At 28.4% G+C, this 26,962-nt stretch carries 24 protein-coding genes and 2 pseudogenes; 5 read left to right on the top strand and 21 right to left on the bottom strand.

What is annotated here, in order from left to right; genetic code table 11:
* Positions 1-268 precede the first annotated feature (268 nt).
* The 5 genes and pseudogenes from hisF to hisH form a co-directional block, all read right to left on the bottom strand.
* The gene (hisF, locus tag ACEG17_RS08695; protein ID WP_299574659.1) at positions 269-820 is read right to left on the bottom strand and encodes an imidazole glycerol phosphate synthase subunit HisF; all 552 of its coding nucleotides are present in this window, start codon (positions 818-820) and stop codon (positions 269-271) included.
* 5 nt (positions 821-825) lie between these two features.
* Positions 826-1,014 carry a HisA/HisF-related TIM barrel protein gene (locus tag ACEG17_RS09970; protein WP_443674898.1) on the bottom strand — a complete coding sequence of 63 codons (189 nt, stop codon included), beginning with the start codon at positions 1,012-1,014 and terminating at the stop codon, positions 826-828.
* Between the two features lie 69 nt (positions 1,015-1,083).
* A pseudogene (gene hisA, locus ACEG17_RS08690) lies at positions 1,084-1,806 on the bottom strand (1-(5-phosphoribosyl)-5-[(5-phosphoribosylamino)methylideneamino]imidazole-4-carboxamide isomerase).
* Positions 1,807-1,999: 193 nt separating this feature from the next.
* Positions 2,000-2,854: a hypothetical protein gene (locus ACEG17_RS08685; protein WP_299574836.1), complete on the bottom strand. Its 855-nt coding sequence runs from the start codon at positions 2,852-2,854 to the stop codon at positions 2,000-2,002.
* Between the two features lie 80 nt (positions 2,855-2,934).
* A complete protein-coding gene (gene hisH / locus ACEG17_RS08680; protein WP_299574833.1) occupies positions 2,935-3,564 on the bottom strand; it encodes an imidazole glycerol phosphate synthase subunit HisH in 630 nt (209 codons plus the stop codon).
* 721 nt (positions 3,565-4,285) lie between these two features.
* Here hisH and ACEG17_RS08675 point away from each other — a divergent pair.
* A pseudogene (locus tag ACEG17_RS08675) lies at positions 4,286-5,497 on the top strand (ATP-binding protein).
* A 220-nt stretch (positions 5,498-5,717) separates the two neighbouring features.
* Here the strand turns inward: ACEG17_RS08675 and ACEG17_RS08670 are convergent.
* The 15 genes from ACEG17_RS08670 to ACEG17_RS08600 form a co-directional block, all read right to left on the bottom strand.
* Entirely contained in the window at positions 5,718-5,924 is a 207-nt protein-coding gene (locus ACEG17_RS08670; protein WP_299575840.1) for a hypothetical protein, read from the bottom strand.
* Between the two features lie 39 nt (positions 5,925-5,963).
* Positions 5,964-6,152, bottom strand: a complete 189-nt coding sequence (locus ACEG17_RS08665) for a hypothetical protein (protein WP_372583399.1) — start codon at positions 6,150-6,152, stop codon at positions 5,964-5,966.
* A 174-nt stretch (positions 6,153-6,326) separates the two neighbouring features.
* The gene (locus ACEG17_RS08660) at positions 6,327-7,049 is read right to left on the bottom strand and encodes a hypothetical protein (RefSeq protein ID WP_372583398.1); all 723 of its coding nucleotides are present in this window, start codon (positions 7,047-7,049) and stop codon (positions 6,327-6,329) included.
* Positions 7,050-7,088: 39 nt separating this feature from the next.
* Entirely contained in the window at positions 7,089-8,288 is a 1,200-nt protein-coding gene (locus ACEG17_RS08655; protein WP_372583397.1) for an ATP-binding protein, read from the bottom strand.
* Positions 8,289-8,485: 197 nt separating this feature from the next.
* Positions 8,486-9,022 (bottom strand): NUDIX domain-containing protein, encoded by a 537-nt coding sequence (locus ACEG17_RS08650; RefSeq protein ID WP_372583396.1) that lies wholly within the window; start codon positions 9,020-9,022, stop codon positions 8,486-8,488.
* Between the two features lie 140 nt (positions 9,023-9,162).
* Complete coding sequence (gene folP, locus ACEG17_RS08645) at positions 9,163-10,245, bottom strand: dihydropteroate synthase (protein WP_372583395.1); 1,083 nt, start codon at positions 10,243-10,245, stop codon at positions 9,163-9,165.
* 67 nt (positions 10,246-10,312) lie between these two features.
* Positions 10,313-11,692 (bottom strand): bifunctional folylpolyglutamate synthase/dihydrofolate synthase, encoded by a 1,380-nt coding sequence (locus tag ACEG17_RS08640; protein WP_372583394.1) that lies wholly within the window; start codon positions 11,690-11,692, stop codon positions 10,313-10,315.
* 67 nt (positions 11,693-11,759) lie between these two features.
* On the bottom strand, positions 11,760-11,900 hold the full coding sequence (locus ACEG17_RS08635) for a T6SS immunity protein Tdi1 domain-containing protein (protein WP_372583393.1): 141 nt from the start codon (positions 11,898-11,900) through the stop codon (positions 11,760-11,762).
* Positions 11,901-11,989: 89 nt separating this feature from the next.
* Positions 11,990-12,331, bottom strand: coding sequence for an SMI1/KNR4 family protein (locus ACEG17_RS08630; protein ID WP_372583427.1), 342 nt, complete (start codon positions 12,329-12,331; stop codon positions 11,990-11,992).
* Positions 12,332-12,496: 165 nt separating this feature from the next.
* Positions 12,497-13,087, bottom strand: coding sequence for a GTP cyclohydrolase I FolE (gene folE, locus ACEG17_RS08625; RefSeq protein ID WP_372583392.1), 591 nt, complete (start codon positions 13,085-13,087; stop codon positions 12,497-12,499).
* Positions 13,088-13,503: 416 nt separating this feature from the next.
* Complete coding sequence (gene folK, locus ACEG17_RS08620; RefSeq protein ID WP_372583391.1) at positions 13,504-13,992, bottom strand: 2-amino-4-hydroxy-6-hydroxymethyldihydropteridine diphosphokinase; 489 nt, start codon at positions 13,990-13,992, stop codon at positions 13,504-13,506.
* A 29-nt stretch (positions 13,993-14,021) separates the two neighbouring features.
* Positions 14,022-14,372, bottom strand: a complete 351-nt coding sequence (gene folB / locus ACEG17_RS08615) for a dihydroneopterin aldolase (RefSeq protein ID WP_372583390.1) — start codon at positions 14,370-14,372, stop codon at positions 14,022-14,024.
* Positions 14,373-14,500: 128 nt separating this feature from the next.
* Complete coding sequence (gene galU / locus ACEG17_RS08610) at positions 14,501-15,403, bottom strand: UTP--glucose-1-phosphate uridylyltransferase GalU (protein ID WP_372583389.1); 903 nt, start codon at positions 15,401-15,403, stop codon at positions 14,501-14,503.
* Between the two features lie 46 nt (positions 15,404-15,449).
* Positions 15,450-15,992, bottom strand: a complete 543-nt coding sequence (locus ACEG17_RS08605) for a hypothetical protein (protein ID WP_372583388.1) — start codon at positions 15,990-15,992, stop codon at positions 15,450-15,452.
* 114 nt (positions 15,993-16,106) lie between these two features.
* On the bottom strand, positions 16,107-16,613 hold the full coding sequence (locus tag ACEG17_RS08600; protein ID WP_372583387.1) for a PH domain-containing protein: 507 nt from the start codon (positions 16,611-16,613) through the stop codon (positions 16,107-16,109).
* Between the two features lie 223 nt (positions 16,614-16,836).
* On the opposite strand from ACEG17_RS08600, the gene ACEG17_RS08595 reads away from it, so the two are divergent.
* The 4 genes from ACEG17_RS08595 (at position 16,837) to mscL (ending at position 18,629) form a co-directional block, all read left to right on the top strand.
* Positions 16,837-17,496 carry an XRE family transcriptional regulator gene (locus ACEG17_RS08595; RefSeq protein WP_372583386.1) on the top strand — a complete coding sequence of 220 codons (660 nt, stop codon included), beginning with the start codon at positions 16,837-16,839 and terminating at the stop codon, positions 17,494-17,496.
* Between the two features lie 21 nt (positions 17,497-17,517).
* The gene (locus ACEG17_RS08590) at positions 17,518-17,697 is read left to right on the top strand and encodes a hypothetical protein (protein WP_147005586.1); all 180 of its coding nucleotides are present in this window, start codon (positions 17,518-17,520) and stop codon (positions 17,695-17,697) included.
* Positions 17,684-18,040 carry a hypothetical protein gene (locus ACEG17_RS08585; RefSeq protein WP_372583385.1) on the top strand — a complete coding sequence of 119 codons (357 nt, stop codon included), beginning with the start codon at positions 17,684-17,686 and terminating at the stop codon, positions 18,038-18,040. Before ACEG17_RS08590 ends, ACEG17_RS08585 begins: the two co-directional genes overlap by 14 nt.
* A 187-nt stretch (positions 18,041-18,227) precedes the next feature.
* Entirely contained in the window at positions 18,228-18,629 is a 402-nt protein-coding gene (gene mscL, locus ACEG17_RS08580; RefSeq protein ID WP_372583384.1) for a large-conductance mechanosensitive channel protein MscL, read from the top strand.
* A 324-nt stretch (positions 18,630-18,953) separates the two neighbouring features.
* On the opposite strand, the gene ACEG17_RS08575 is transcribed toward mscL, so the two are convergent.
* The gene (locus ACEG17_RS08575) at positions 18,954-26,117 is read right to left on the bottom strand and encodes an autotransporter-associated N-terminal domain-containing protein (protein WP_372583383.1); all 7,164 of its coding nucleotides are present in this window, start codon (positions 26,115-26,117) and stop codon (positions 18,954-18,956) included.
* Between the last annotated feature and the right edge of the window lie 845 nt (positions 26,118-26,962).

Genomic DNA, 26,962 nt, shown 5'->3' with positions numbered 1-26,962 from the left:
TATATTATTCTGTAAATGATAATTTAAAAAGTATAATTATTTTGCGTATTATTTTTAGCCATAGAGATATAGACTCTATTTTTAAAAATGAAAACCAATGAGGGTGTCTCATAAGTCAAAAATAATTTTACTAACATAAATGTTATATATTTTTAAAAATTAACAGATATTATTTTTATTGACTTTATAAATATAGTAAAATATATAAAATTTATGATTTAGTAATTTTATTTACTTTATGAGACAGACCCTTTTTTATTCAACTATATCAAATCCTCATTTCCACTCCATTATCCCTCAAATACCTTTTCAGCTCCATAATTTCCACTTCTTTAAGATGAAAAATCGAAGCTGTTAGTCCTGCATCAATTCCTGGTATTTTAAATAATTCCTTAAAATGTTCCATGTTACCAGCTCCACCTGACGCAATTATTGGAATTGACAATTTTTTAGCCAAAATTGATAATAATTCCAAATCAAAGCCAGTTTTAACGCCATCCGTATCGATACTGTTCACAACAACTTCTCCAGCTCCATTTTCCTGCCCCTGCACAAACCATTCAATTGCATCAATTCCAGTATTTTCTCTACCGCCTTTTGCAAAAACTTTAAATTTGCCGTCTACTCTTTTTACATCGACAGACAAAACTACACACTGATCTCCATATTTTTTTGCAGCTTCTTCAATTAGTTTTGAATTTCTTATTGCACCTGAATTGACACTTACTTTATCTGCCCCCGCTTTTAGCACTCTGTCAAAATCATCTAGTGTATTTATCCCACCGCCAACAGTAAGCGGAATAAATATTTGACTTGCCACTTCCTTTAAAATATCAGTATTTCCTCAACAGTTGCTGTAATATCATAAAAAACAAGTTCATCAGCACCAGATTTATTATAAAACTTTGCTAACTCAACGGGATTCTCAACCTCTTTTATCTCGGTAAAATTAACACCTTTTACCACTTTCCCGTTTCTCACGTCCAAACAGGGAACTATTCTCTTTGCAAGCATTTTTGCACCCACTTTCTTTTAATATGCAATATTTACATTTTCAATTTCATTTAAACAATTTTTAAAATATTATTTGCTAACTTCCAATACTTCTTTTAAATCAAGATTTCCAGAATAAATCGCCTTTCCAACAATAGCTCCATAAACTCCATTTTCATTAAGTTCTTTTATTTCATCTAAAAATGTAATTCCACCAGAAGCTATAATATTTGATTTTACTATTTTGGACAACTTTTTATAAATTTCAAGATTTGTACCATTTAACATTCCATCTTTTGAAATGTCGGTATAAATTATTGTTTTTTACTACAATGTCCGATAACTTTTTGCAAAACTCAACTGAACTGAATTTAATTCAACGGTTTCTGTCCATCCCTTTACAGCTACTTTTTCATTTTTCGCATCCACAGAAACTGCAATTTTATCTCCATATTTTTTTACCATTTCTATTAAAAACTCTTCATTTTCAACAGCAATCGTTCCTAAAATAACTCTATTTACACCCAATTCAATATATTTTTTTATTCTCTCTTCATCACGGATTCCACCGCCAACTTGAACAAAAAAATCACTTTTTTCAACCAGTTCTTTTATAACTTCATAATTTTTAGTGTTTCCGTCTTTTGCTCCGTCCAAATCTACAATATGAAGATTTTTTGAATTATTTTTATTAAAAAAATCCAAAACTTCAACAGGATTTTTAAAAAACACTTCCACTTGATTATAATCTCCTTGTTTCAATCGCACTGCCTGACCGTTATGTAAGTCTATCGCTGGAAAAATCTCTATCATAATTTAATCTCCTTCAAATATTATATACTTTATTCTATAACTCTATTTTTTTATGTACTGCAAAATTTTTCAAAAAAGTTAAGTCATTCCAAAACACAAAGGAAAAATCTTAATATAAAAATCCTAATATTTGGAATATCTGCTTCAACAATCATACTCGAAATTCTAACTTTGATAGAAAATCTCAAAAATACTAATCAAACATTCTTATTTTATCCAAATTTTTTTGAAATATTTTCTTATTATTGTAAAAATCAGTTTTATTTGCCTTTGCCAGCTCCGATTTTATATACCAGTTTTGATACCTGTTGTAATACAATATTTCTTCACTTGGCTTATTTTTCCCTTCAAAATTTTCATAATAAAAATCAATTGCATCCTGCGTACGATTCTCATTTAAATAAAAGCTTATTGCAAACCATCCCATCGTCAATTTGTATGCCCACGCCTGCTCATCAGAAATACGTGATTCTTCCGTTTTTATTTTATCATCACACATCTTCATAATGGAATTTAAACTTGCAAGGGCCGCTTTTTCATCATTTTTCATAACATTCCAGATTGCATCTCTTCCTATCGTATATGTTACAGCAATTCTAGTGATTAAATAATCAGGATATTCCCTTTTAAGTTTTTCATAATTTTTATCAAACGCTGCTGTATCTCCTTTGTTAGCATAATACATATTTGAAAAAAATAATTTTGACACTTCATAAGGGTTATATTTTTCATACCGCTTAAAATTATTTAATTTTTCAGCATCACTTTTTCCAAGTGCATTATAAATATTTATCAAATTTTCTGATAACACAAAATTCTTCTCATTCTTTTTCAGCAATGCTTCAATTTTTAATGCCAAATTTTTTACTTTTTCCCTATCAGGTTCACTCACTACATTAGGTATTTCTTTATCCAGTTCTATTGTTTTTAATATTATTTCCTGAGAAACTCCTAATTTTGACAAATCCTGCCTTATCATTTCACTTCGGCTTTTAGCATTCATATTCACTGATGCAAGAAGACCTATCAGTAATATTATTTTTTTCATAAATACCTCTTCTCAATTAAAAAATAAGTTATCAAAATCAAAAAATCAATAAACTAAGTAAAATAATCGTAATGTTACTTTTATTTTATTAATTCTCCCCAGTTTTTCAATAACTTCAATCCAGTATCTCCACTTTTTTCAGGATGAAACTGCATTCCATAGACATTTTCATTTTTTACAATTCCAGGTATTTTTGTTCCATACTCTGAATATGCGACAATATTTTTCATATCTGTTTTTGCAAAATATGAATGAACATAATAAACATATTCATTATTGTCTACATTTTTTAAAATTTTATCATCTTTAAATCCATCATTTATGGCTAAACTATTCCATCCCATATGAGGTATTTTCAAATCAGAGTTTTCAGGAATATATTTTTTTATTTCCTCAACAGTTCCATTTATAAGACCAAGTCCTTCATATTCACCATATTCATAACTTTTTTCAAAAAGCATCTGCATACCAAGACAAATTACCAAAAACGTCTTTCCTTTTTTCGCTTCACTTATCAAAGTCTCTTTTAGCCCATATTTTTCCAAATTCCCAATAGCATCTCTAAAAGCCCCGACTCCTGGCAATATTATCCCCTTGGCATTTTTTATCTCTTCAATATCATTAGTCAGCTTCGTATCCAGTCCGACATAGTTTAAAGAAGAAAGCAAGGAAAAAAGGTTTCCTACTCCATAATCAATCACTGCTATCATAATTTAAAATTTCCCTTTCTATTTTATTGTTTATTTATACACTTCATTATTTTGTTTTATCAATTCTATCCTTCTATTATTCAATTTACCAAATAAAGTTAGTGTTTCTATTTCTTTTATATTATTCCCAGTATTTAAAATCTCATTCATTATTTTTTGTGCTTCATATTTTTCTTTTGAAATATCCTTTGATTCATTAATTACTTTTATAAAATTTTATTGCTTGTAGCGAATCCCATTTTATATTTTGAATAGAAGTTATCATTGCTTGCTTCTGCATTTTATTTTCCCAAATATATTTCTTTATTCTTGTTATACCATAAAATTACTATAAAAACAATTTTTTACTTTTTATTAAATTTAGAATTTATACTATACAAACAAAAAGAAGCAAAATATAAATAACTATTTTACACTCCACTTTAACTTTTTCCCATAAAATGCCATTCCCGTATACACAATTTCCTTTACTCCTTTTTTTCTTTTTTTCATATTTTTTCTTTACTATTTTCATTAATATTTTTTCTTCTATATTTATACTTTTCCTCTTATAATATTGTTTTATTTTATCTTACCATATAATTTCAAAAAAAGATAGGGATATACTTTTGATAATTTTTCTTATATAACAGAAATAAATTTTAAATTTCTATATTTTTTCTCTTATAAGTTGAAAAACTTTAAAATAAGTGCTATAATTTCTTATATAGGCGGTGATAAAATGATAAAAAGAGAACAGTATTTAAAAGAAATTAGAAAATTTATGGATAAACCTATAATAAAAGTTATTACTGGTATGCGTAGAAGTGGTAAATCTATGATATTAAAATTAATATCCAAAGAACTTGAAGAAAACGGAATAAACAAGGAAAATATTATTTTTATTAATTTTGAGTCTTTAATGTTTGCTGAATTAACAAATTTTAAAAATTTATACAGTTATATTATTGATAAATCCCAAAATATAACTGGAAAAATTTATATATTGCTTGACGAGATTTAGGAAGTTGATTCTTGGGAAAAAGCAATAAATTCATTATTGGTAGACTTGAGCTGTGATATTTATATTACGGGTTCTAGTGCTAATTTATTATCTTCTGAACTTGCCACTTATATCGCGGGAAGATATGTTGAAATAAAAGTTTTTCCTTTATCCTTTAAAGAATTTATAAAATTTTCTAAAATTCAAAATCCGCAGAAAATTTACACTACAGAGGAGTATTTTGAACAATATCTGAAGTTTGGAGGACTGCCTGCCATTCATAATTTTAGTCAAGATAAAACTTCGATTTATCAATATTTGACTGATATTTATAATTCTGTTTTATTAAAAGATGTTATTTCAAGAAATAATATAAGAGATATTGAATTACTGGAAAGAGTTATTTTATTTATTTTTGATAATATCGGAAATACTTTTTCTGCAAAAAAAATTTCAGATTTTTTAAAAAATCAAGGCAGAAAGTTAAGCACTGAAACCATCTACAATTATCTAAAAGCACTTGAAAATGCCTATATTATTTCAAAAGTTCAAAGATACGACATAAAAGGAAAATCCATTTTAGAAACGCAAGAAAAATTTTATCTTCTTGATTTAGGATTAAAACATTCTCAATTAGGATATAGAGCAAATGATATTGCTGGACATCTTGAAAACATTATTTATTTAGAATTATTAAGAAGAAAGTACAATGTAAATATCGGAAAGCTAAAGACAAAAGAAATTGATTTTATAGGACAAAAAGAAAATGAAAAATTATACATTCAAGTTACTTATCTTTTAGCTTCTGACGATACTATTGAAAGAGAATTTGCACCATTAAAAGACATTAAAGATAATTATCCCAAATATGTTCTTTCTATGGATAATTTAACTAAATTCAACATAAATGGAATTGAGCGAAAAAAAATTATAGACTTTCTATTGAAATAATAATTTTAAAAAATTAGATAATTTATTTGGGGAAATAAATTAATATTATTCCCCTTAAATTTTTATTTCTGATTTTTTAATATTTTTTTCAAAATAAATAAATTTATTATGATTTCTTTTAATTTTTTTGTTACATTTTCATTAAATAATGGTTTAGTAAACGAATTTACTGAACACACCAAAGAAAACAGACTTATAAATAGTATCTTCTTAACTCTCACTAAACCAAAACCCCTTTAGTCGATGGAATCTCATCTCTATACTTTTCATCAATACTCACAGCTTCTGCCAAATTTCTAGCAACACCTTTAAAAATTGACTCAATTATATGATGTGAATTTATCCCAGCCATATTCTTTATATGCAACGTAGTATTCAAATGCCGTGTAAAGCCAATGAAAAATTCTTCCACTAATTCTGTATCCAAAAGTCCCAACTTTTTCAGTCGGAATACTCACATCAAAATTCAAAAAATATATCCCACATTGAAAAATATCATAAAAATAAATGCCAAAATTTCATCCAATCCATTTCCAATAAACACTTGTTTATGTGTAACTTTATCGCTTATTTTATTAGAAAAATATTCAGCGATAACTTTTCCAAGCTCCGTTACATCTGGATCTGGATACAATTTCAAATATTTCAAATCCATAGATTTTATTTTTTTATAACTTCTGCTGATGGGGAATAAGGATTTTCATTTGTATTAAGTTTAATATATTTTTTATCTTTTGACTGTTCTCCGGCGTGTAAGGCTCTATTTCCTTTATTTTATCATTCCAAAATTTACTCATTTAAAATACCTCTTTTATTTTTTTATTTGTTGTTATTTATTAAAATCTGTGTTATTAGAACTATTTTCTATATATTTTATGGTTTCATCTACAAAAGTATTAAAATCAAATTCTAATTTCCATTTCCCATTAACTTTTTTTGTTTCAATTTCTAAGGTTTCTTCATTATAATCAGTATTTTTCATTTCTTCTTTAACTCTACTTTCAAGATATTCATAAAATTTATCAAGTTTTGCTTTGTTAATCTTTTCTATATGTTCAAATTCTTTATCTGAAATGCCAGTTTTTTGTTGAATTTCATCAAGAATCTCATTAGTATCAAAATTATCCAGATTTTTAGACTTAATTAATATTTTAACCTTTGCGTTACTTTTTTCTGAAAATAAAATTTCGTTTACACTAATCTCAGTGTTATTAAGTTCATTTATCAAATTCCTACCTATAATTGAAGTTATTTTTTCTGAAAATTCTCTAAAAATTTTTCTTTGCTTTTTGGGAATCTCATTTATAGAATTATTAATTTCGTTATTTACAGTTTCATTATAAAGTTCTGCTGTTTTTTCAAATATAGCTTTTTTACCTTCTGTATTATATCTTTGAATAATTTCTTTATTTATAAGATTCTCAATTTCTTTGCTATCCCTATCAACTTCACTTTGTGAAATTTTAACTCCACTTTTCACATAAACCTCATAATTACTTTGTGCCATTCCCAATGTTCCTAAAATAAATAATCCTAGTAGTATTTTTTTCATTTATCCTCCGATATTTTATTATTATTTTTTTATTTTAATTTATTTATTTTGTACTGTATTTTGTAAAAAATCTAAAATATTTAGATGATTTATTCCATCTTCGCTCAAATTTATTTCATCCATCGAAATTATAAACTTCTGAAAATTATCCTTAACTTTCTTTAACGGCGTTATCTCTCTCTTGAATGTATTTTCATCAAGTATCGTTGCTGACACTTGATAATATTCTCTTTCGTTATTTCGCTCTGCTATAAAATCTATTTCCAAATCTCCAATTTTACCAATATACACAGTATATCCACGTCTAATTAATTCCAAATAAACTATATTTTCCAAAATATGCCCAATGTCACTATGTTTTTTATTTATAAGCAATTTTCTTAGCCCTATGTCAACTATGTAATATTTCTCCAGCGATTTTAAATGCTGCTTTCCTTTTATGTCATAACGTCCAGCTTTGTACAATATAAACGACGATTTCAAGGCTTCTATATAATTTTCAACGGTAGAAGATGTTGTTTTTCTTCCATAAGAAACAAGTGTATCAGCTATTTTTTTAGGCGAAACAATATTTCCAATGTTTTCAAATAGAAATTTTACTACAGATTCAAGTAAAGTAATGTCCTGTATTTTATTTCTTGCAACTATATCTTTTAGCAAAACTGTGTTGTATATTCCCATTAAATAGTCTTTTCTTATATCATCATCATTTATTTGTGTCGCATAAGGAAATCCGCCATTTTCAAAATATTTATTCCAAGCCTGTCTCATATCCTGTGTTTCATCCAATTTAAGATATTCAGAAAAAGACAAGGGCAATATGGATATTTCAATATATCTGCCTGAAAGCAGTGTTGCCAATTCGCCAGATAACATCATCGCATTGGAGCCTGTTATATAAATATCTGTGTTAGCCTTTATAAACAAAGAATCCACTGCCCTTTGAAAATTCTCAACTTCCTGAATTTCATCAATAAATATATAATTTTTTTTATTAGGTACAAGTCTTTCGTTTATATATTGATATAATAATTTATAATCTTTTAAATCTTCAAACTTTAAATCCTCAAAATTTATGGAAATTATCTGTTCTTCCAAGACACCAGATTCTATCAAAAAATTTCTAAATTGAGATAGCAATGTAGATTTCCCGCATCGTCTAACTCCTGTGATAACCTTTATTATCTGCATATCTTTTATTTTTTTCAATTTTTCCAAGTATTCAGTTCTTTTAACCACAAAATCACCTCATACAAAGTATATCAAAAAAAAGAAAAATAATCAATTTTTTGCTTTCTATTCAAAAAACTTTTTAATTTTTTTAATTTTTTACTCTTAAATATAAAAAAATTAAAATTCAAAAACTTATTATTTTATAAAAGAAAAAATTTAAAAATTTCTACTTACACCAAAATTTGAAATATTTCAGTATTTTTTTATTTTTTCAAATACTTATAATACCTTTTAAATTCATGATTAGTCTCATTTTCGCTCAACAAAAACCACTCTAATTCAGCCTCTTTTTGCTCTTTTACTTCATCCAAAACAAGTTTATACCGAAAATCAATATGAATATGCTCCCCTTCACTTTTCACAGGATTTTCAGGAATCTCAATCACATTCACATCAATAAGCCCAAAATTCTGCATATTTTCATCAATTTTTGCAAAAAAGCCAGTTTCTTCTACAAATTCACGGATAGCAGTATCTATAGGCATTTCAACATTTTCTACGTGTCCTGCTGGCAGTAAAATCGTTTTTAGATATGGATGTTTTATAAAATAACATTTCGCATTCTTAAAAACTACAGCACTTGCTGATAAATGAACTTTGGACTTTCTGTTCGTTAAATCCTCTATTTTCGTTTGTGATAATATTTCCGAAATTTTTTCTATTTTTGTTTTCAATTCAGGCTCGGATTCTGCTAAATTTTGTAAATGTTTTTTTAAGAAATTTATATTTTCTATTTTCAAAATGTTCTCCTTTTGAATATTTTCTTTAATTTTATAGTAAAACCACTTTAAAACAGAACTCAAGGGCTATGACTATTTACTCAAACCCTAAGTTTGTATAATTTTTAATAGTTTAATTTTAAACGGGTTCGAGTATAAAATTAAATTTTATTATAAACTTCCAGCATATTCAAAATATCCCTAGTTTCCTTCACATCATGAACTCTCAAAATTCTTCCGCCATCTTGCACCATTAGACTCTCAAACATCAATGTTCCCATAAGTCTTTCTTCCAGCGACAGCCCAAATATTTTCTCATTAAAACTTTTTCTTGAAATTGCAATCATTATTGGTAATCTCATATCCCTCAAATATTTTATCGACTTAATTCTTTCCATATCTTCAGGTGTATTCATGCTATTATTTGAAGAATATCCAACTCCTGGATCTATCGAAATTTTTTCTCTTTCAATTCCAGTTTCTAAAATTGATTTTATCCGATCATCAAAATAATTTTCCAAATAATTTTTCAAGTTCGGAATTTCATCAAACCGTCCATTATTCATAACAACCAACGCAGGTTTATATTTTTCAACCAATTTCAATTTTCCTTCCGAAGTGAATCCATTAAAATCATTAATAATATCAATACCTGCATCCAGTCCTTTTTCAATAACTTCCTCAGTATCACTGTCTAAAGCCAGCACAATATCTGGAAACTCCTTTTTCACAGCCTCAATATATTTTTCAATACGATTCCATTCTTCTTCTGCCGAAATATCATCAAAATTAGGCTTAGACGATTTCCCTCCAAACTCAAATATCTTAGCCCCATTCCTAATATCTTCCTCAATTCGCTTCAAAACCTTATCTACACTTGAATTTCTACCACCATCATAAAATGAATCTGGTGTAATATTCAAAATCGAATAAATAACTGATTCAGTTGTCAAATTAAACTCAAACCTATTCCCTTTCCAAATCAATCTATTTTCTTGTAAAATCTCTTCCAATTTTTCAATTCCATTTTCAAATTCAAAACTATTTTCTATTTTCAAAATCTCAACTAATTGTTTTAATTCTGAATATTTAAAAATAGCTGTAATCCCTTCATTTTTATTAAATGAAAAAATATTCTTTTCTTCCAAAAAATTCTCAAATTTACGTAATTCTTCTTTATTTCCATTAAATTCAATAACAATATTTTTTGAATCTCCATTCTTAATTTCATTGATTTTAATCATTTTTTATTTCTTTCCCTTCTTAAATCGTATGACTGTTTTTTCTGTTTTAATCTTTATTCTGATTAAATTAAAAATATTTTTCAATAACTTTTTTTACTTCTCCTAACAAATAAAATGATCCCACTACAAAAATACACTCATCTTCATTCTCTCTCAATTCCAATGCTTTCAAAAAAGCCTTTTCAATATTCTTTTCGGAAATTATAATATTTTTAGAGTTTTCAATTTTTTTATCTTCAAAATATTTTTCCAAAATCTCTGAATCCAATTTTCTTTCTTCGTTATTCGGCTCTGTCAATATAAAATTATTTCCAGCCATTTTTAAAAGATTCACACATTTCTCCACTTCCTTATCCTTTAAAAATCCAACTACAAAATTTTTTTTTCTATTGCCAAAATTCTTTTTAACATAATCTACAAAAGCCTCGACACTATCTTCATTATGTGCCACATCCAAATACACATTTTTAATTTTCTCAACTTTTTCCATCCGTCCTTCAATTTGCAATGTTCCCAAAGCTCTATCTAATATTTTTTCTGTATTTTCTAGAATATTTTCATCACAAAATCTAAAATACCACGTTAAAACTGTCGCTAGATTCTCCAGCTGTTGATTGCCTTTTAGCCCAAATCTAAAAAAATACTCATTATTTTTAAAATTTTTCTCAAAATCATAATTTCCGATTATTTCAGCTCTAACTTTATCTTGAAATTCTAAACCGTTTTCAGATGTTAAGTTTTCTTTTTCATAAATATTTTGGCTATCATCTTCTATATTTTTTACTTTTTCAATTTTTATATTTTTTTCAGCTAAAAAAATATCACAATTTTTATATTTTGCTTCTTTTTCCAAAATTTTATAAACTACATCTCTCTGATTTGGAGCAATTATAACATTACTCTGTTTTCTTATAATTTTTGACTTTGTTTGACAAATTTCCTCAATTGTATTTCCCAAAATATTTTTATGATCAATTCCAATCTTTGTAAAAATAGTATAATCAATTTTTGAAACTGCGTTCGTTGCATCCAGTTCCCCTCCAAGCCCACATTCTAAAATCAAAACATTCACATCCTTATTTTTAAAATGTATCATCGCAATCAAAAACACCATTTCAAAATACGACAAATCATTTTCTAAATTTAAACCCAGCTCATTCAAAACCTGTCTTAACTTACTTTTGCAATCTTCAAATTCCAATTCTGTAATTTCAACCCCATTAACCTTAATCAATTCATAAATTGTCGTTATTTGAGGACTCGTAAATAATCCAACTTTATATCCCATTTCACACAAAATGCTATTAATCATATAACAAGTCGAACCTTTCCCATTCGTCCCACTAACATGAATAACATGAACATCACTCGCTGGATTATTCATTTTGTCTAAAATTTCCGCAAGTAATCTTACTCTTTTCTTTTCCCCATATAATGATTGTTTCATCACTTTTTTCTCCTATTTTTGTAAAAATTATCATTTGTTAAGTTTATTTTGATATTCCAGCTTAATTCTAATCATCCATTCCCACTTTCCCCACAAGTTTCGTAATCAAGTAAATATGCGTCAAAGTATCCCCTTTATCTAAATTATCAACACTTTTCTTCCCACCTAACCCTAATAATGGAACAAAACAAAAACTTTGATTTTCCATATTTTTTTTACAACTTTTTCATATTATTCTCCTAAACTTTTATTTTTATACGTTTTACCTTTTTCATTTCTTAATTCTAGCATATAAGATTATTTATTAAAGGCTAACTTCATAAATATTTGAATAAAATTAAATTCTGTTTCTTCAACAATTATTTCTAAATTTGATAAGTCCAAATAATAAATTTTATCTTCAAATTTTCCGTTATTTTTCTTAAAACAATAAACTCCTCCACATTGATCATCGCTTACTGGAAAAAAATCTTTCTCAAAAATATTTTCATAATTAAGTACATAAAAATCACTTTTCTCACATACAGAGAATATTTCTGCAAATGCAAATGTTCCACCACCGAATTTCATTTGAAACTCAATAAAAGACTCAGGTAGTTTTCCTAATAAAATTTTCTCAATATTATTTACATCTTCTATTGTAGCTTTAGGTTCATTGTCCCTAAATAAAAATAAATTTGGCTTTATTTACATTTCATTTTCTAAAAAATTTATAAATTCTTTTATTTTCATGTTATCCTTCTATTTATCATATATTAACTCTATCATATTTTTTCTCCAAACGAAAAAAATATCCTTAAAATTTTATTTTATCCCATCCAAAAATTCCTTCTTCCTATCCGCATTTTCCTTAAATTCACCACTATAAAATGAAGTTCTAGTCACAGAACCAATTTTATTAACCCCTCTCATTTCAATGCACATGTGTCGTGCCTCAACCACAACAGCAACTCCCAATGGATTTAATATTTCTATCAATTTTTTTGCAACATTTACAGTAATTTCTTCTTGAACACTCAATTTTCGTGAAACAAATTCCACAAGTCTCGGTATCTTACTAAGTCCAATAACTTTATTCTCCCTCGGAATATATGCAACATGCACTTTTCCAAAAAATGGCAGCATATGATGTTCACACATTGAAAAAAAAGGTATTTCTTTCACAAGCACCATTTCCTGAGAATCTCCTAAATCTACATCAAATAATTTATAATTTTCAAAATCATCTACACTTTTTGTACTCAGAATCTCCTCATACATTTTTGCAACTCTTTTAGGAGTTTCAATAAGCCCTTCTCTATCTGCATCTTCTCCAATATTTATTAAAATTTCACGTACTGCATTTTCAATATTTTTTAGTCTCGTTTCTTTATCTATACTTTTGTTTTTTTTCATTTTCTTAACCTTTCTTTTCATTTCAGTAACAAATGGTACCCTTCAATTTCTTGACAAATTTTATTCTCATATTTATATGCTCTTAAATAAGTTTAGTCTATATTTATTACATGATTTTATCTTTGTGAATTATTAATTACAATAAATGATTACTAACTTAACATTATTCATCTTTAGTAAAGAAGATTAATTCTTTTATAAATAATAGTTATTTAATTATATTTCTAAATTTATTCAATTATATTATTAATTGTTAGTTGTTATAGTAACTTAATAATTATAAATAAAATAATAAAATAAAATAATAAATAACGTCCGATAATTTAATTTTAAAATTTAAAAAAATATAAGAATTATTACAATTCTTTTTATATTATTTTCTAATTTGGGGTACTATAAGCTACTAATTAGTTTTTTCAAATTTTTTGAATTTTTTGATCCCCTGCTTTAACTAACTCGTTTATTTTTTGTACAATTTCTTCTTTGTCAAAATACTCTCCATCGTAAATTTCAATTAATGGAACTAGTACAAATAATCTATTCAGCATTTCCTTATGTGGAACAATCAAATCAGGTTCATTAATTTTTTTGTCTGAAAAAATCAAAATATCAATATCAATAGTTCTTGGTCCCCATCTAATTTCCCTTTTTCTATCTAGTTCAGCTTCAATTTTATTTATAATTTTTAATATTTCTCTTGCTGAAAAATCAGTTTCAATCTTAATTACTGCATTTAAAAACAAATCTTGCTCTATATATCCAACAGGAGTTGTTTCGTATAATCCTGATTTTTTCAATACTTCAATTCCTTCAGTTTTTTCAATTGCTTTAATAGCTTTTTGAATATATTCTTCTCTTTTTCCAATATTACTGCCCAAACTTAAATAAACTTTGTTTCTAGCCATTTTTATTTTATCCCTTTCCTAGTTCCTACCTAATCTTTTATCTGAATTTCGACACTGTCAAAAATTCCATTAATCGGAACTGCTAATTTTCGTATATTTACTTGCACATATTCAATTTTTTCATTCATTTTTTTCATCTCTTTTATAATATCCAAAGCCAATGTTTCCAGCAAATCTACTCTGCTTGCTTTAACAATTTTCTCTATTTTTCTATAACAATCTCCATAACTCAATGTACTATTTATGTCATCATTCTTAATGATTTCCTTTGAAAGTGAAATTATTAAATCAATTTCAATATTTTGTCCCATTTTTTTTTCTTCTTCATAAACACCTATATATGAATGAAATTTCATGTTATTAATCTTTATTTTATACAATTGAATCTCCCTCATTTTCGATTTAAAATTTGTGTATATTTTAACATATAAAATCTTAAAAATAAATAGCATTCATACAAAAATAAAAGAGCATAACGCTATTAAACTTATGCTCTTAATATAAAAAATTATAGTTTTTCTACTAAATCTTTCAAGTAATCTTTTACTTTATCCTTCAATTCCTCGTGTCTTAATCCAAATTCGACATTTGCAACAAACATTCCAAATTTATCTCCAGTATCGTATCTTAATCCATCAAAATTATACGCATACAATTTTTCTCCATTATTTTTCATTGCCAAAATTGCATCTGTCAACTGAATTTCTCCACCTTTTCCAGGTTTTGTCTCTTTTAAATATGAGAAAATTTCAGGTTCCAGAACATATCGTCCTAATGCAGCAAGATTACTCGGAGCTTCAATAACTGACGGCTTTTCAATAAAGTCTTCTACTACCACTGTTTTTTCATCAATTTGCTTTAATGGCTTTATTATCCCATATTTTGAGACATTTTCATGTGGAACTTCCTGTACTCCTAAAATTGTACCGCCTTGTAATTCATTATACTTATCTACAAGCTGTTTTGTAACGGGTTTCTGCCCCTTTTCACTATCTGTATAAATAATATCATCTCCTAAAAGTACAACAAATGGCTCATCTCCCACAAATGCTTCTGCACAGCTTATTGCGTGTCCTAAACCTAATGGTCTTTTCTGACGAACATAATAAATATTTGACATTTCAGAAATATTGTTTACTATTTTCAATAAATCTTTTTTCCCTTTTTCTTCTAATGTTTTTTCCAGTTCATAAGAATAATCAAAATGATTTTCTATTGATCCCTTATTTCTTCCAGTAATAATAAGAATTTCTTCAATCCCAGCAGATACAAGTTCTTCTACAAGATACTGTAATGCAGGTTTGTCAACTATTACAAGCATTTCTTTAGGCTGTGCTTTGGTTGCTGGTAAAACTCTAGTTCCAAGTCCTGCTGCAGGTATAACAGCTTTTCTTACCTTTTTTATACTCATAATTTTCCTCCTAAATATTTTCAACATTACTTTTATCATTCTTTTATTAAAATATATGTCCGTCATCAGAATATGTAACTTTTACTGCCAATGGCTGAAATAAATTTAATTTTTCGAAATAATCTTTTGCTTTTAAATTAGCTACTAATTGATGTTCTTTTGTCTTTAAATTATATTCATATTTTCCAATTATAATGATACTTTTTTCATCTGGAAATTGTACGTAGAAACGCACTATCTCTTTATCTGGCAATGGAGTTTTTCCAAGATTTTTGGTATCAATTTTTGCAAAAAAATCTTTATAATCGTTAAATTTTTTATAAAATTCTTTTTTAAAATCATCATTGGTAGTTGTTGGAGCCACTTTTATGGCAACTCCTACATTTGCATTATAATCCTCATCTTCAATTGTGTAATATGCCATTTTTACTTTATCTCTATCGCAAAAAATATCATTTGTTCTTTTTTCAGATTGTATCTTTTTTATAACTCTTTCTAAAAAAGTATCAGGATTAGGAGCAAAACTGCACGTATCACTAAACCCTTGCACTCCAACTAAAAATATAAGTGAAAATATTAGTTTCTTCATTTTATCTACGTCCTTCCACATCTCTAATTTATCAATATGTCTAATTATATCATAATTTAGTAAATAATTGTAATAAATTTTTTGAAAAATTATTAAAATTCTCAACATTTACTATTACAAGAGTTCTTTCTTTTTCTTATCAAATTCTTCTTGTGTTATTGCTCCCTCATCAAGTAATCTTTTAAATTTCATAATTTCATCAGCTACAGATAATTTTGGAGAATTTTGTGTTTTTTTCATCTCTTCTATTGAATTATTTACAGCGTTTATAAATGGAATAAGTGTTTTTTTCAATACACTTTTTACTCTAAACATAGAAGCTCCATCCCATATTTCTATCTCGCCTATAAATAAACCTTTTTTATATTTCACAGCATTTACCTTGCTAAGAGGAATCTCAATTTGATTAACTCCAAAAAGCATTCCTTTATCCAAAAAAATAATTCTCTTATTAGTTGAAACAACAAGCCATGTATGCCCATCATACACTCCTGAAGTCGCATAAGTAATAATCTCATCATTATTAATAATATTTGTCAGCTCTTTAACTTCTTTTTTTGTTCCTAAAATTAATGACCCTGATTTTGAAAGCATTTCCTTTATATCCTTCAAGCTTTTCATATCTATGTTTCCTTTCTTGAATCAATATTTTATACAATTAATTGTACTATGTTTTTAGAAATTACGCAAAGAAAATTTAAATTTTTATAAAAAATTTTACTATTACAATTCCTATTAAGCAACTAATTTTATAAAAACAATGATTTCAAATATAATTTTTATATTTTGTTGCATTTTAGGAACAAATATGTTATAATAAAAATATAGATGTGGAGGAATTAATATGAATATTGGTAAACGATTAAAGGATTTGCGAAAAGAAAATTCTCTATCAATGGATTCCCTTGTTGAGAAATTAAATAGGGAATATAATCTTAATATAACTAAAAGTATGATTTCACGTTGGGAAAACAATTTATCTGAGCCAAGCAGCAAGTTTATTACAGCTTATGCAAAATTTTTTAATATTGACTTAAATTATTTAGCTGGAATTACAGATATAAAAAATCCAGCTCCAGAGTCTTTAACTCCTATTGAAATATTGGAGATTCCAATGTATGGAAAAGCAAGTGCTGGTACAGGATATATTAACCTTTCAGAAGAGATAGGCAGTTATCCGGTACCGCAAAACATTTATAGAAAAGGAATTTTTGCAATTAAAGTTTCTGGTGAAAGTATGACTGGTCTTGATAAAAGTATTCCTGATGGCGCTATTGCAATTGTTGATCCTGAACTTTGCAGTAATCCAATAAGTTTAAATGGTAAAATTTGTGTTTTTGAATATAATGATGAGACATATATAAAACAGTTAATAATAGACAAGCAGGGAATTATCAGATTACGTTCATTTAATCCTGGTTATGATGATATTATTGTTTTGAATACAGAATTATTATATTGTAAAGGCAGAGTAATCAGAACTTTTGTAGAAAATCAATGGTAAAAATAAAATGGAGGTATAAAGATGTCTAATAAAAATCAAGAGGAAAAATTTGAATATATAGAGATAAATGGAATTAAAATACCCATTTTATCCACTTTAGATTCTGAGACTGATACAGTCTCATTTGTTGACGGAGCAAAAGAATATCTTGAAAATTTAAATAATAAAATAAAGGAGGATAAGAAAAATGACATTAGTTAAAGGTCCTATTTCTGCAGTTATAGATGAAAACGGTAATTTTGATTTCAAAAAGGATAAATTAGAATATCTAAAAGAAATAAAAAAATATAGTATTGACAAGTTAAGCAAGGAAGCCCAAAAATACAATTTGTCTAATGATAAACGAGTTGCTTTACTAGACAAGTCAGAAACATTCCAATATATCAAATGTCTAATTTCTGATAGCTTTGTATATAACAATAACGGTATTCTAAAAGATGAAGACAGAAAAAAACTTTTAATCTCACTTAACAAAGTATTTTTCCGTGCTTTGGATATAAGAAAAAATGCAAAATATAAAAAATTAAATATAAAAGAAGCTTAATGCTATTTCCCATTTATATAGCATAAATTAATTTTAATAATCTTATGAATCTTCTGTTTATTGAACTCCAACTATTTAATAAATAAAATTTTCAAAATTTTAGCTATTTTCTAAATAAAATAGTTGCAATTTTAAAAAAAATACATTATAATAAACGGTATAAAATTTTGAAAGGAGAATTACTTTAATGTTTAAAGAATTCAAGGAATTTATCTCAAAGGGGAATGTAATGGATTTAGCAGTTGGAGTTATTATTGGTGCTGCTTTTGGAAAAATAGTAACTTCATTGGTTGACGATATAATTATGCCTATTATTGGAATTATTTTAGGAAAAATTGATTTTTCAAATTTAAAAATAGTTATTACTCCTGCTACTGGAACAACTCCAGAAGCTGCAGTAAAATATGGATTATTTATTCAGAATATAGTTAATTTTCTAATTATGGCATTTGTTATTTTCTTAATGGTAAAATTTGTAAATAAATTAAGAAAACCTGCCGCCAAAACTGTAGAAGAAGTTATTGAAGCTGTTCCAACAAAAGAAGAAACATTATTGGCTGAAATTAGAGATATTTTAAAAAATAAATAATAAAATAGTAATCGGAAGTTATTCATATTAGATTTACTTCCGATTTTTGTTTCTAGTTTTTACATAATTTTTGATAAAATACTAAATTTATTAAAAAAAATTAAATATATACTCAAACTTATTTAAAATCTAACTAATAAAAATTATATAAATTTAGGGTTTGAGTTAAATAGTCATAACTTTTGAGTTTAGTTTTAAAGTAGTTTTACTATAAAATATTTAAATTAATAAACAATCCCTAGAAAAAAATCAGAAGCAAATCCAAAAAAGATTAACTCCTGATTTTTTTATTATTTAGATATTTAGACATATCTTATTTAAATTCTAGTAAATAGCTCTAAATCCTATTCCACCTCTTACATTCTTGCCTTTAGTGTCATATCCTCCATTTACTGTTACTCCAAATCTTGTATTGTCTACTCCTATGTTTAAGTCAAATTTACCATTTCCTCGTCTGTCATCCTTCTCTCCTCTTATGTTAAACCAGTCTGCCGTCGTATATCTTACTCTTCCTTTATTCTTAACTTCTCCAACTTTTCCTAGTTCATTTTCATAAGATGCTGTCAATCCTACTGATAAATTTGTTCTTACCGCTAGTGGCTGTACATATTTAAATTCAACACCAACTTCTGGTTTCACTGAGAAATAATCATTGCCTTTTACTTCCAGTCTCATTTCACCATTATCTTCCTTGATATTGTTGAATCTTCCATATTCCATCTTTAATGCTCCGTAAGGACGCAAATGTGTTCTCTCGCTCATTCTTATATCGTATCCTAAATCTGTCTTAACTGCCGCTCCATAAGAATGATAGTCAGATTTCGCCTCGAATATGTCATCTACTACAAGATATCTACGTCTCATTTCATTAAGTCCCGCAAATACATCTCCGCCTATTGTCCATTGCAATGCTCCGTTATAGTCTTTCTTAGGTGACATTTTCTTGAACACTCCAGCTTTAATCATTGTCTGATTTTCACTTGATTTTCCAATATCCTTGAACTTGAACCTGTTAGTCACAGCTCCTGCATACCATCCTGAACTGTTTCCAAGCTTGATTGCTTCATCTTCATGAACATATGCGAATCCATAAGAATTACTTGTATAGTTAATGATTCCTGCAGTATCTGTATTATATTCATCTCTCATGCCAAACACTTTAATCTTGTTATTCTGTTTAGAAGGATTTCTCCACTCTTTTTTCAGATAGTTGAATTCCTTGTCTAGCATATTTCCTGTCGAATTGATTCTTTGCTGAGTATTTCCATATTGATGTCCCATCATTTCATCTATTGCCTGGAAGAATAGAACCTGTTCATTGTTTCCTATACCGCTTATTTTATCAAATAAAGTTTTTTCTCTTGTTCCAAGTCCTTCTACACCGTATCTTTGTTCAAGTCCGTCTAAGAAGTTATATGTATCTGTAACTTCTACAGGATTAGGTTCTTTTCCAGCCCAGAAAGTATAAGGAATTTTAGCCATATATGCATTTTCTATTGTTCCATCTGTTTGATTTTGTGCAACTGTTGCCATCCAAGTTAATGATCCTGAGTATATGTTCCAGTCTTTTATCTGAGGATTTTTCTTTATCATTTCATTGTATGGATCCAGTATTTTCTTATCCAGCTGAATATATTTACTTGTAGTGTTTTCTGCCGCTTCTGCACCTATAATAAGATCCGCTTTAGCTAAGCCGCTTAATGCGCTTAATCCTTGAATAGGATTAGTAAATCTCTTGCTCGAAGTATCTATATACATTCCTATTGTAGAAGTCTGCATTGCCTTATATTCTTCAGCTGATGAAGTAGCAATCGTAGGCACTACAGGATTTCCGTTTACTGTTATTGTTCCTACACTTGATCCCTTAGGTACATCTATCGATACTCCCATCAATCCTTTTCCGAGGCTGCTTTGATTTCCATCTGCTTTTTCATCTATAGAACCTTCACCTTGTATAATCATTGTTTTATAGTTTTTGATTATTCCAAGGTTATTTCCTGCAACATCTCCTTTAGCAAGTATTCCAACTGCAGATTTTGCATCTAAAATTATGTCTCCATGATTTTCAATTGTTGAACCATTCTTAACAACCACTCCAACTACTTTTTCAAGTCCAGTACCATTTGATCTGATTGTTCCGTAGTTGTATCCGTATGCTCCGTTATCTAAATACATTCCTGTAGTATTGCTTGCATTTAGATTTATTGTTGCTCCTGCTGCGTTAATTACTTTTGTTCCTTGACCTGTTCCATACATCCCTATACTAGATGGACCTGTCACATTAATAGTCCCATTATTTATAATATTTCCTGTATAAGCTCTTTTACCTGCAGCAATTTCACTTTGTGTTGGAGTAAATCCTGCAGCCATTCCAACTGCATATCTATTATTCAATGGATTGTTATCATCTATAAACGAAGCGCCTACTGTAATATTCTTTCCTGCAGCATTTGTTGCTTCTCCTCCATGAGTACTATATATTCCAACATTTCCAAATCCGCTTCCAAAGTTTATATCTGCATTGTTTGTTACTTTTCCAGCTGAATACAATCCATAGTTATATGAACCTGTAGAAGTTAAGTTTGTATTATTAATTACTTCTGCACCTGCTCTAGCATCTGCTGAATATATGTAAACTGTTTCATTACCAAGATTACTTATACTTGAAATATCACTTATAATTTTATTTCCTGTTCCACTTGTTTTTGATTCGTTGATAAATCCAAACGAATTATCTCCTATTGATAAATTGCTTCCAGAATGTGCTCTTACAGTTTGACCACTTCCGTTTGTATAGACTGCCGCAGCTTTTTCAGTACCTACATTTATACTTCCAGAATTAAGATTTACATCTCCACCTGAACTATATATACCTGTACCACCTGCACCAGTATTTATTGTTCCGTTATTATCAACTGCATGTCCATATATCCCAACTGAATTATCTCCCACTGTTATTGTTCCGTTATTTGTTATTTTATCAGTTGCTTTTGTATAAATTCCTACACTTGGTTTCTTGGTTGCTGCATCAACAGGGTTATTCAATGTAATTATACCCGCATTTACAAGTTCTGTTCCTTCTGTAATTAATCCATAACCCCTGTCTCCTGATACATTTCCATTATTTGTCAGAAGTCCACCATTTCCTTTTACATATAGTCCTACAACGCCTCCTGTTGTTCCGACTGTATCGACAAGATTTACATTTGTATTATTTACCTTAACTCCTCCAGATGCATTGTCATAAAACAATCCTACTCCTGTTTCAGTATTTGATCCGCTATATTTCAGTTCAAGTGTTCCTGCACTAACGTTACTTCCATCTTTTATAAATATTCCTGTTCCTTTATCTTTAACTTCTATTCCGTAATTTGTCAGTAAGTTAACATCTGAATTTTCAGCATATACTCCAATTCCTTCTGTACCTTGAATTACTATGTCAGAACTTCCTGTTCCATTCAATGTAACAGTATTACCTAATCCGTTAGATACAATTCCAACAGCTTTATTTCCTGTCATAATAATTTTTCCTTCGTTACTGATAAGCCCGTTTGCTCTAGTTATATTTGTACTTGCATGAGCACCTGCTAACTTATCAGTTTTACCATAAATTCCTACAGAAGTATCTCCGTTTACAGTAAGCGTTCCTTTATTTAATATTTCTAATGTTTTTGCTGTACCTAATGTACCGTTAGCAATATTTTTATCTGTTCCATAATCCTGTAAAGAAGTTCCTGAAGTAAAGGCTGCCATTCCTACACCTTCGCCAGTTATATTTATATTGGCATTCTGATCATTTATCAGTTTACTTCCATTTATTCCATATGCACCAATACCTTTGTCAACATTTATCAGATTTTTATTATGAATTGTTCCATAACTTACATTTAACGCAGTTGTTGACGCTACATTTCCGCCTTTTATATCAACAGTTCCTTCATTGTTATACATGTTGCTTGTATTATCAGTTGCACTGGTATTTGATCCCATAACAAGCCCTTTACCTGTAAGAGAGCTTACTGTCATTCCATTTGCTATATTAAATTTTTCATTTGATAAACCAAGACTCTTGTTAAATTCATTAGTTGCATCATCTAAATCTAGGTTAGTATTTAAATTGAATATTCCATTAATATAGAATATTTTATACTTTTTCCCGTTAGAATTAAAATTGGAAGGATTTATTTTCATTTCAGTCATAACCTGTGATGATCCTGCTGATGATCCAGTCCAGTTTGTTGTATTTCCATCATATGCAGCTAAAACTACATTGTCTCCAGTAAGTTTAACACTAACATTCTGCATACCGTTATATTTAGTAGCTGTTCCTGCTGTTGCAGTATAATCAGAAGTTTCTCCAGCTTTTAAAATACCATCTGACATGTTTATTGTTGTAGCGCCTGTGAAGTTTACTTTTGAGTTAGCTCCAGCAAAAAATGGTGTTGATTGTGCATGATTTCCTGCATTATCACCTTGATTAGCTGTTCCAACACTGTTAGTTGTTACCTCAGTTTCATGGTAGATATCTCCACCGCCAAAATTAACCAATCCTCCATTAAGAGCTACTAACGCTCCACTTTTACCTGTCTGCACTTTATTTGCATTTTTATTCAAGTTTACAACTGCTCCAGTTCCATCAGCAAAACCTGCCATACCATTAATTTTCAGATTGTCTTCAAAAGTAACAGTCGAACCTGAACCTTTAGCATATCCTCCAATATTTTCATACAGATAAGGCTTTGTTTCCTGGTCTTTCTTAGCCCATTCACTTACTGAGTCAGCTTCTTTCTTTAATGTAACTTTACCTCCTGCTTCAGCATAAGCTAATAATCCTCCAAAACCTTTTGCTGAAGTTTTTTCATGAGCAGTAATTTCTCCGCCGTTTTTCGCTACATAAGCTACTGGAGTAGACTCTGTTCCATCAGCAAACTTTTTATATCTTCCAGTAAGAACAACATTACGTCCTATATTAATTTCACTAGGTTTTCCTTCAAATCTTTTAGCTTCATTCGAAATCATTCCGTGAACGCTATTTTGCCATTTTCCATCTGAATAAGCTATTATTGTTCCAGTTGCAGCCTCGTTACTAGCATCATTATATGAAATTTTTCCATTAAGATTTGCTGTTCCGTAATCTTTAATATCTCCTGTCATTATAGGTACAGTTGTTGTATCGCTACCCTCATGTTTATTAGTACTCATAGCTGCATCTAAAACAGTTCCATTTTCTGAAACCATCATAATACCATTTTTAGCATATTTACCAAAACTGATATCAATATCATTAACTTGTAAGGAATGAACTTCATCTCTATTAAAGTCAGTACCTCTTGCAGCATCTATAGCTCCTAAATCTTGTGAAGGCTTAATTTCAGCTACCTGTCCATTAATTGTTTCTTTTCCTCTTTGACCAGATCTTGCATATATTCCTATATTATTTTCAACATAGTTGGCATCACCTGTTCTTTCTGTTTCAATACCACCATTTCTTATAGTAGTTGTATTTCCTGCTGCTGTTTGAGTTCCAGAATTTGCCATATTTAATTGATTACCAATAATTGCTTTTGCTCTTATTTCCCCTTGATATATTCCAACTCCTGATTTTTCCCAATTGGCTTTTCTAACAGGTCCATTTCCATCGTTTGATATATATTGATTTGAACTGTTAGTAGGAGAATCATAAAATGCTTTTCCAGCTAAACTAATTCTATTATTGAATAACATTACAACATTTCCATCACCATAAGATTCTGGCGCTTTATCAAGTTTTAATGAAGGAGTTAAACCAGTGTTGTATAAATCTTGAACTATTCCACTACCTTTTAAATTATTAAAGTTAGGAGAATATCCCAATCCAGAATAAACAATATTATCTGCTCCTTCTAACTCGTATTTACCTGTACTAGTTATTTCAAACGAACCTTGAGCCCCAAGTACAGAGTATACAATGTTTTTATTTGACGTAATTTTTGCATCAACTTTTCCAATAAATCCTCCACGTTGCTTTGGTGCTCCTGCCCAGTAGTTATGAGAAGCTATTGTATCATAAGTTGCTGGATAGATATAGAATAAAGTGTTCTCATTTGCTTTTATTCCTTTGCTGTCATCTCTTTCAATATTTACTGATACATTATTAAATTGTAGCCTTCCTGAATGCCAAGTCTCTATTGAAAGGAAATTTGCTCTTCCATATAGATGCCCTTTAATATTTGAAAGTGTTCCATCCCAAACTGTATGTATTCCTATTGCTCCATCGTGATTGCCATTAGTTTTCCCTGCATTATTTCCAGCGTTGTCTGATACATTTCCAGCAACATACACTTCAATATTTCTTGCTTCAAATCCTACTGGATCAGGTTTTGGTTTTTTCATATTTGCAGCTGATAGTCCTTGAGCTGTATTAGCTCTTGCTCTTGTATCATAAGACTTATTAAAATACAGTGTTGCTGCAGTTCTTGGTGTCCAGTTAGTTCTTCCTCCACTTGAATAGGAAAAATTTCTTATATTTCCGTTTATTCCAGAATTAGGAGTTAATAAACCTGTAACTGGATTAAACCCTGTCCAGAATTTATTGTTACCTCCATCCGTCCAGTTAGGCGTTTTATCAGGATCATTTCCATCAGAACTGTTATGCCGTGCATCATTAAAAGACTTAGTGTTATCAACTTGGTGAACTCCATTTTGCGTTCCACATGTAAAACAGAAATCCGTAAATGGATTTGTGTTTGGTGTTGGTAAGTTTAGACTTATTGTCGGTGTAGCAGGCGTTGGTATATTCAATGAAGGTGGCAATAAGTTTGGCACACCAATCGCACTTAATTGTGGTACAGGTACAGATACTCTTGGTGCTTCCACAGGATCTCTAGACACATCTTTTGGTCTTATTGAAGCGTCTACGTTTAATGTAGATAATGGCTCCTGTCTAGGTGAAGTACTTGAAATTCCATATCCTTTGTTTGATAATCCCAATCTTGCATTTGAAGATGCAGAATATGGATTTGTTGAAGTTGGTAACTCTTTATATTTTGAACTTAAAAGTGAAGTGTATCTTTCAAATGCATCATCACTTCTCTGGAATACGCCTTCATAAGGGTATTTTTCTTTCTTATCTCCACGCCCTTTATATGTGCCATTCCAATTGTTATTAAAATAGTTCATTCCATACTGCCATGAACTCCATGGAGATTTTACCACATGGTCTCCTTGCTCCATCAATTGAATTAATTCTAAATTTGCATCTTTTAACAATTTATCATTTTCTTTTCTTGTTTCTTTGAATTTCTGATGTATATTTTTAATTGATGTAAATATTTCTTCTTTTTGAGTTTTAATCTCCTTATTTGCTGTTGTCGAAAACAAGTTATTTCTTACCATAACAAGTCCTGTTAGCAAAAACATAAATAGTGCAGAATCTGTATATTTAAAATCTTTTGTTCTTTTTGCTAATGAACATAAATCCTGCTTAACTTTTCGTAAATTATTTGTCATTTTTTTATTCCTTTCTTTTTATATTTTAATGTACCTAGTGACTAAAAAATTAACTCCAAAAATTAATATTTAGATTAAATTTATTATTTTTTTGTACTTCTTATATTTTACAGATATAAAATAATATGCTCTTTTTTTTATTTTATCAGAAACAATAAGATAAATCAATACAATTTTAAAAATATTTTTATTTTTTATTTCATAATCAAACATATTTCTTATTAATATATTTAAATTACAAAAATAAATTAAAATTATTTTTAAATTTCTTGTTTAATTTTTCTCAAATTATTAGCCGTTTTATTCTCCTTTTTTGTTAATAAATCATTTTTATAGGAAATTCTATCAAATTAGTAATTTTTTTATACAATATGTCTTATTAATTTTATGCATTTACTTCATAACAAAAAAATATTTAGTTAAAATAGTTATTATAAAATCGCCGTAATTCTTTAATTTTAGTTTATCTATTTAACCCAATTGTAATATTAAATTACATCTGTTTTTTATAAATTTATTATAGTTGCGATTATATTTTAATCAAATTTTATTTCTGTTTTATTATATCAGATTATTAAAAAAAATACAACTTTTTTATGAAAACATTATATAAATCTTTTATTTAAATTATAACTCATTTAGTTTAAACTTTAATTAAATAAAAAAACAGCAAAACCAAAATTCTGCTGTTCTTAATTTTTTAATTTTTTATTTACCTAAAGCTATTATTTTTCAAAATTATATAGGCCTAGTAAATAGCTCTGAATCCTATTCCTGCTCTCACGTTCTTACCTTTAGTGTCATATCCTCCATTTACTGTCACTCCGAATCTTGTGTTGTCCACT

Origin of the sequence: Leptotrichia hongkongensis (assembly GCF_041538065.1) — a bacterium.
Lineage (GTDB): Bacteria > Fusobacteriota > Fusobacteriia > Fusobacteriales > Leptotrichiaceae > Leptotrichia > Leptotrichia hongkongensis.
Note: the sequence above shows the minus strand (reverse complement) of the source record. Positions and strands in the feature narration are given on the sequence as shown.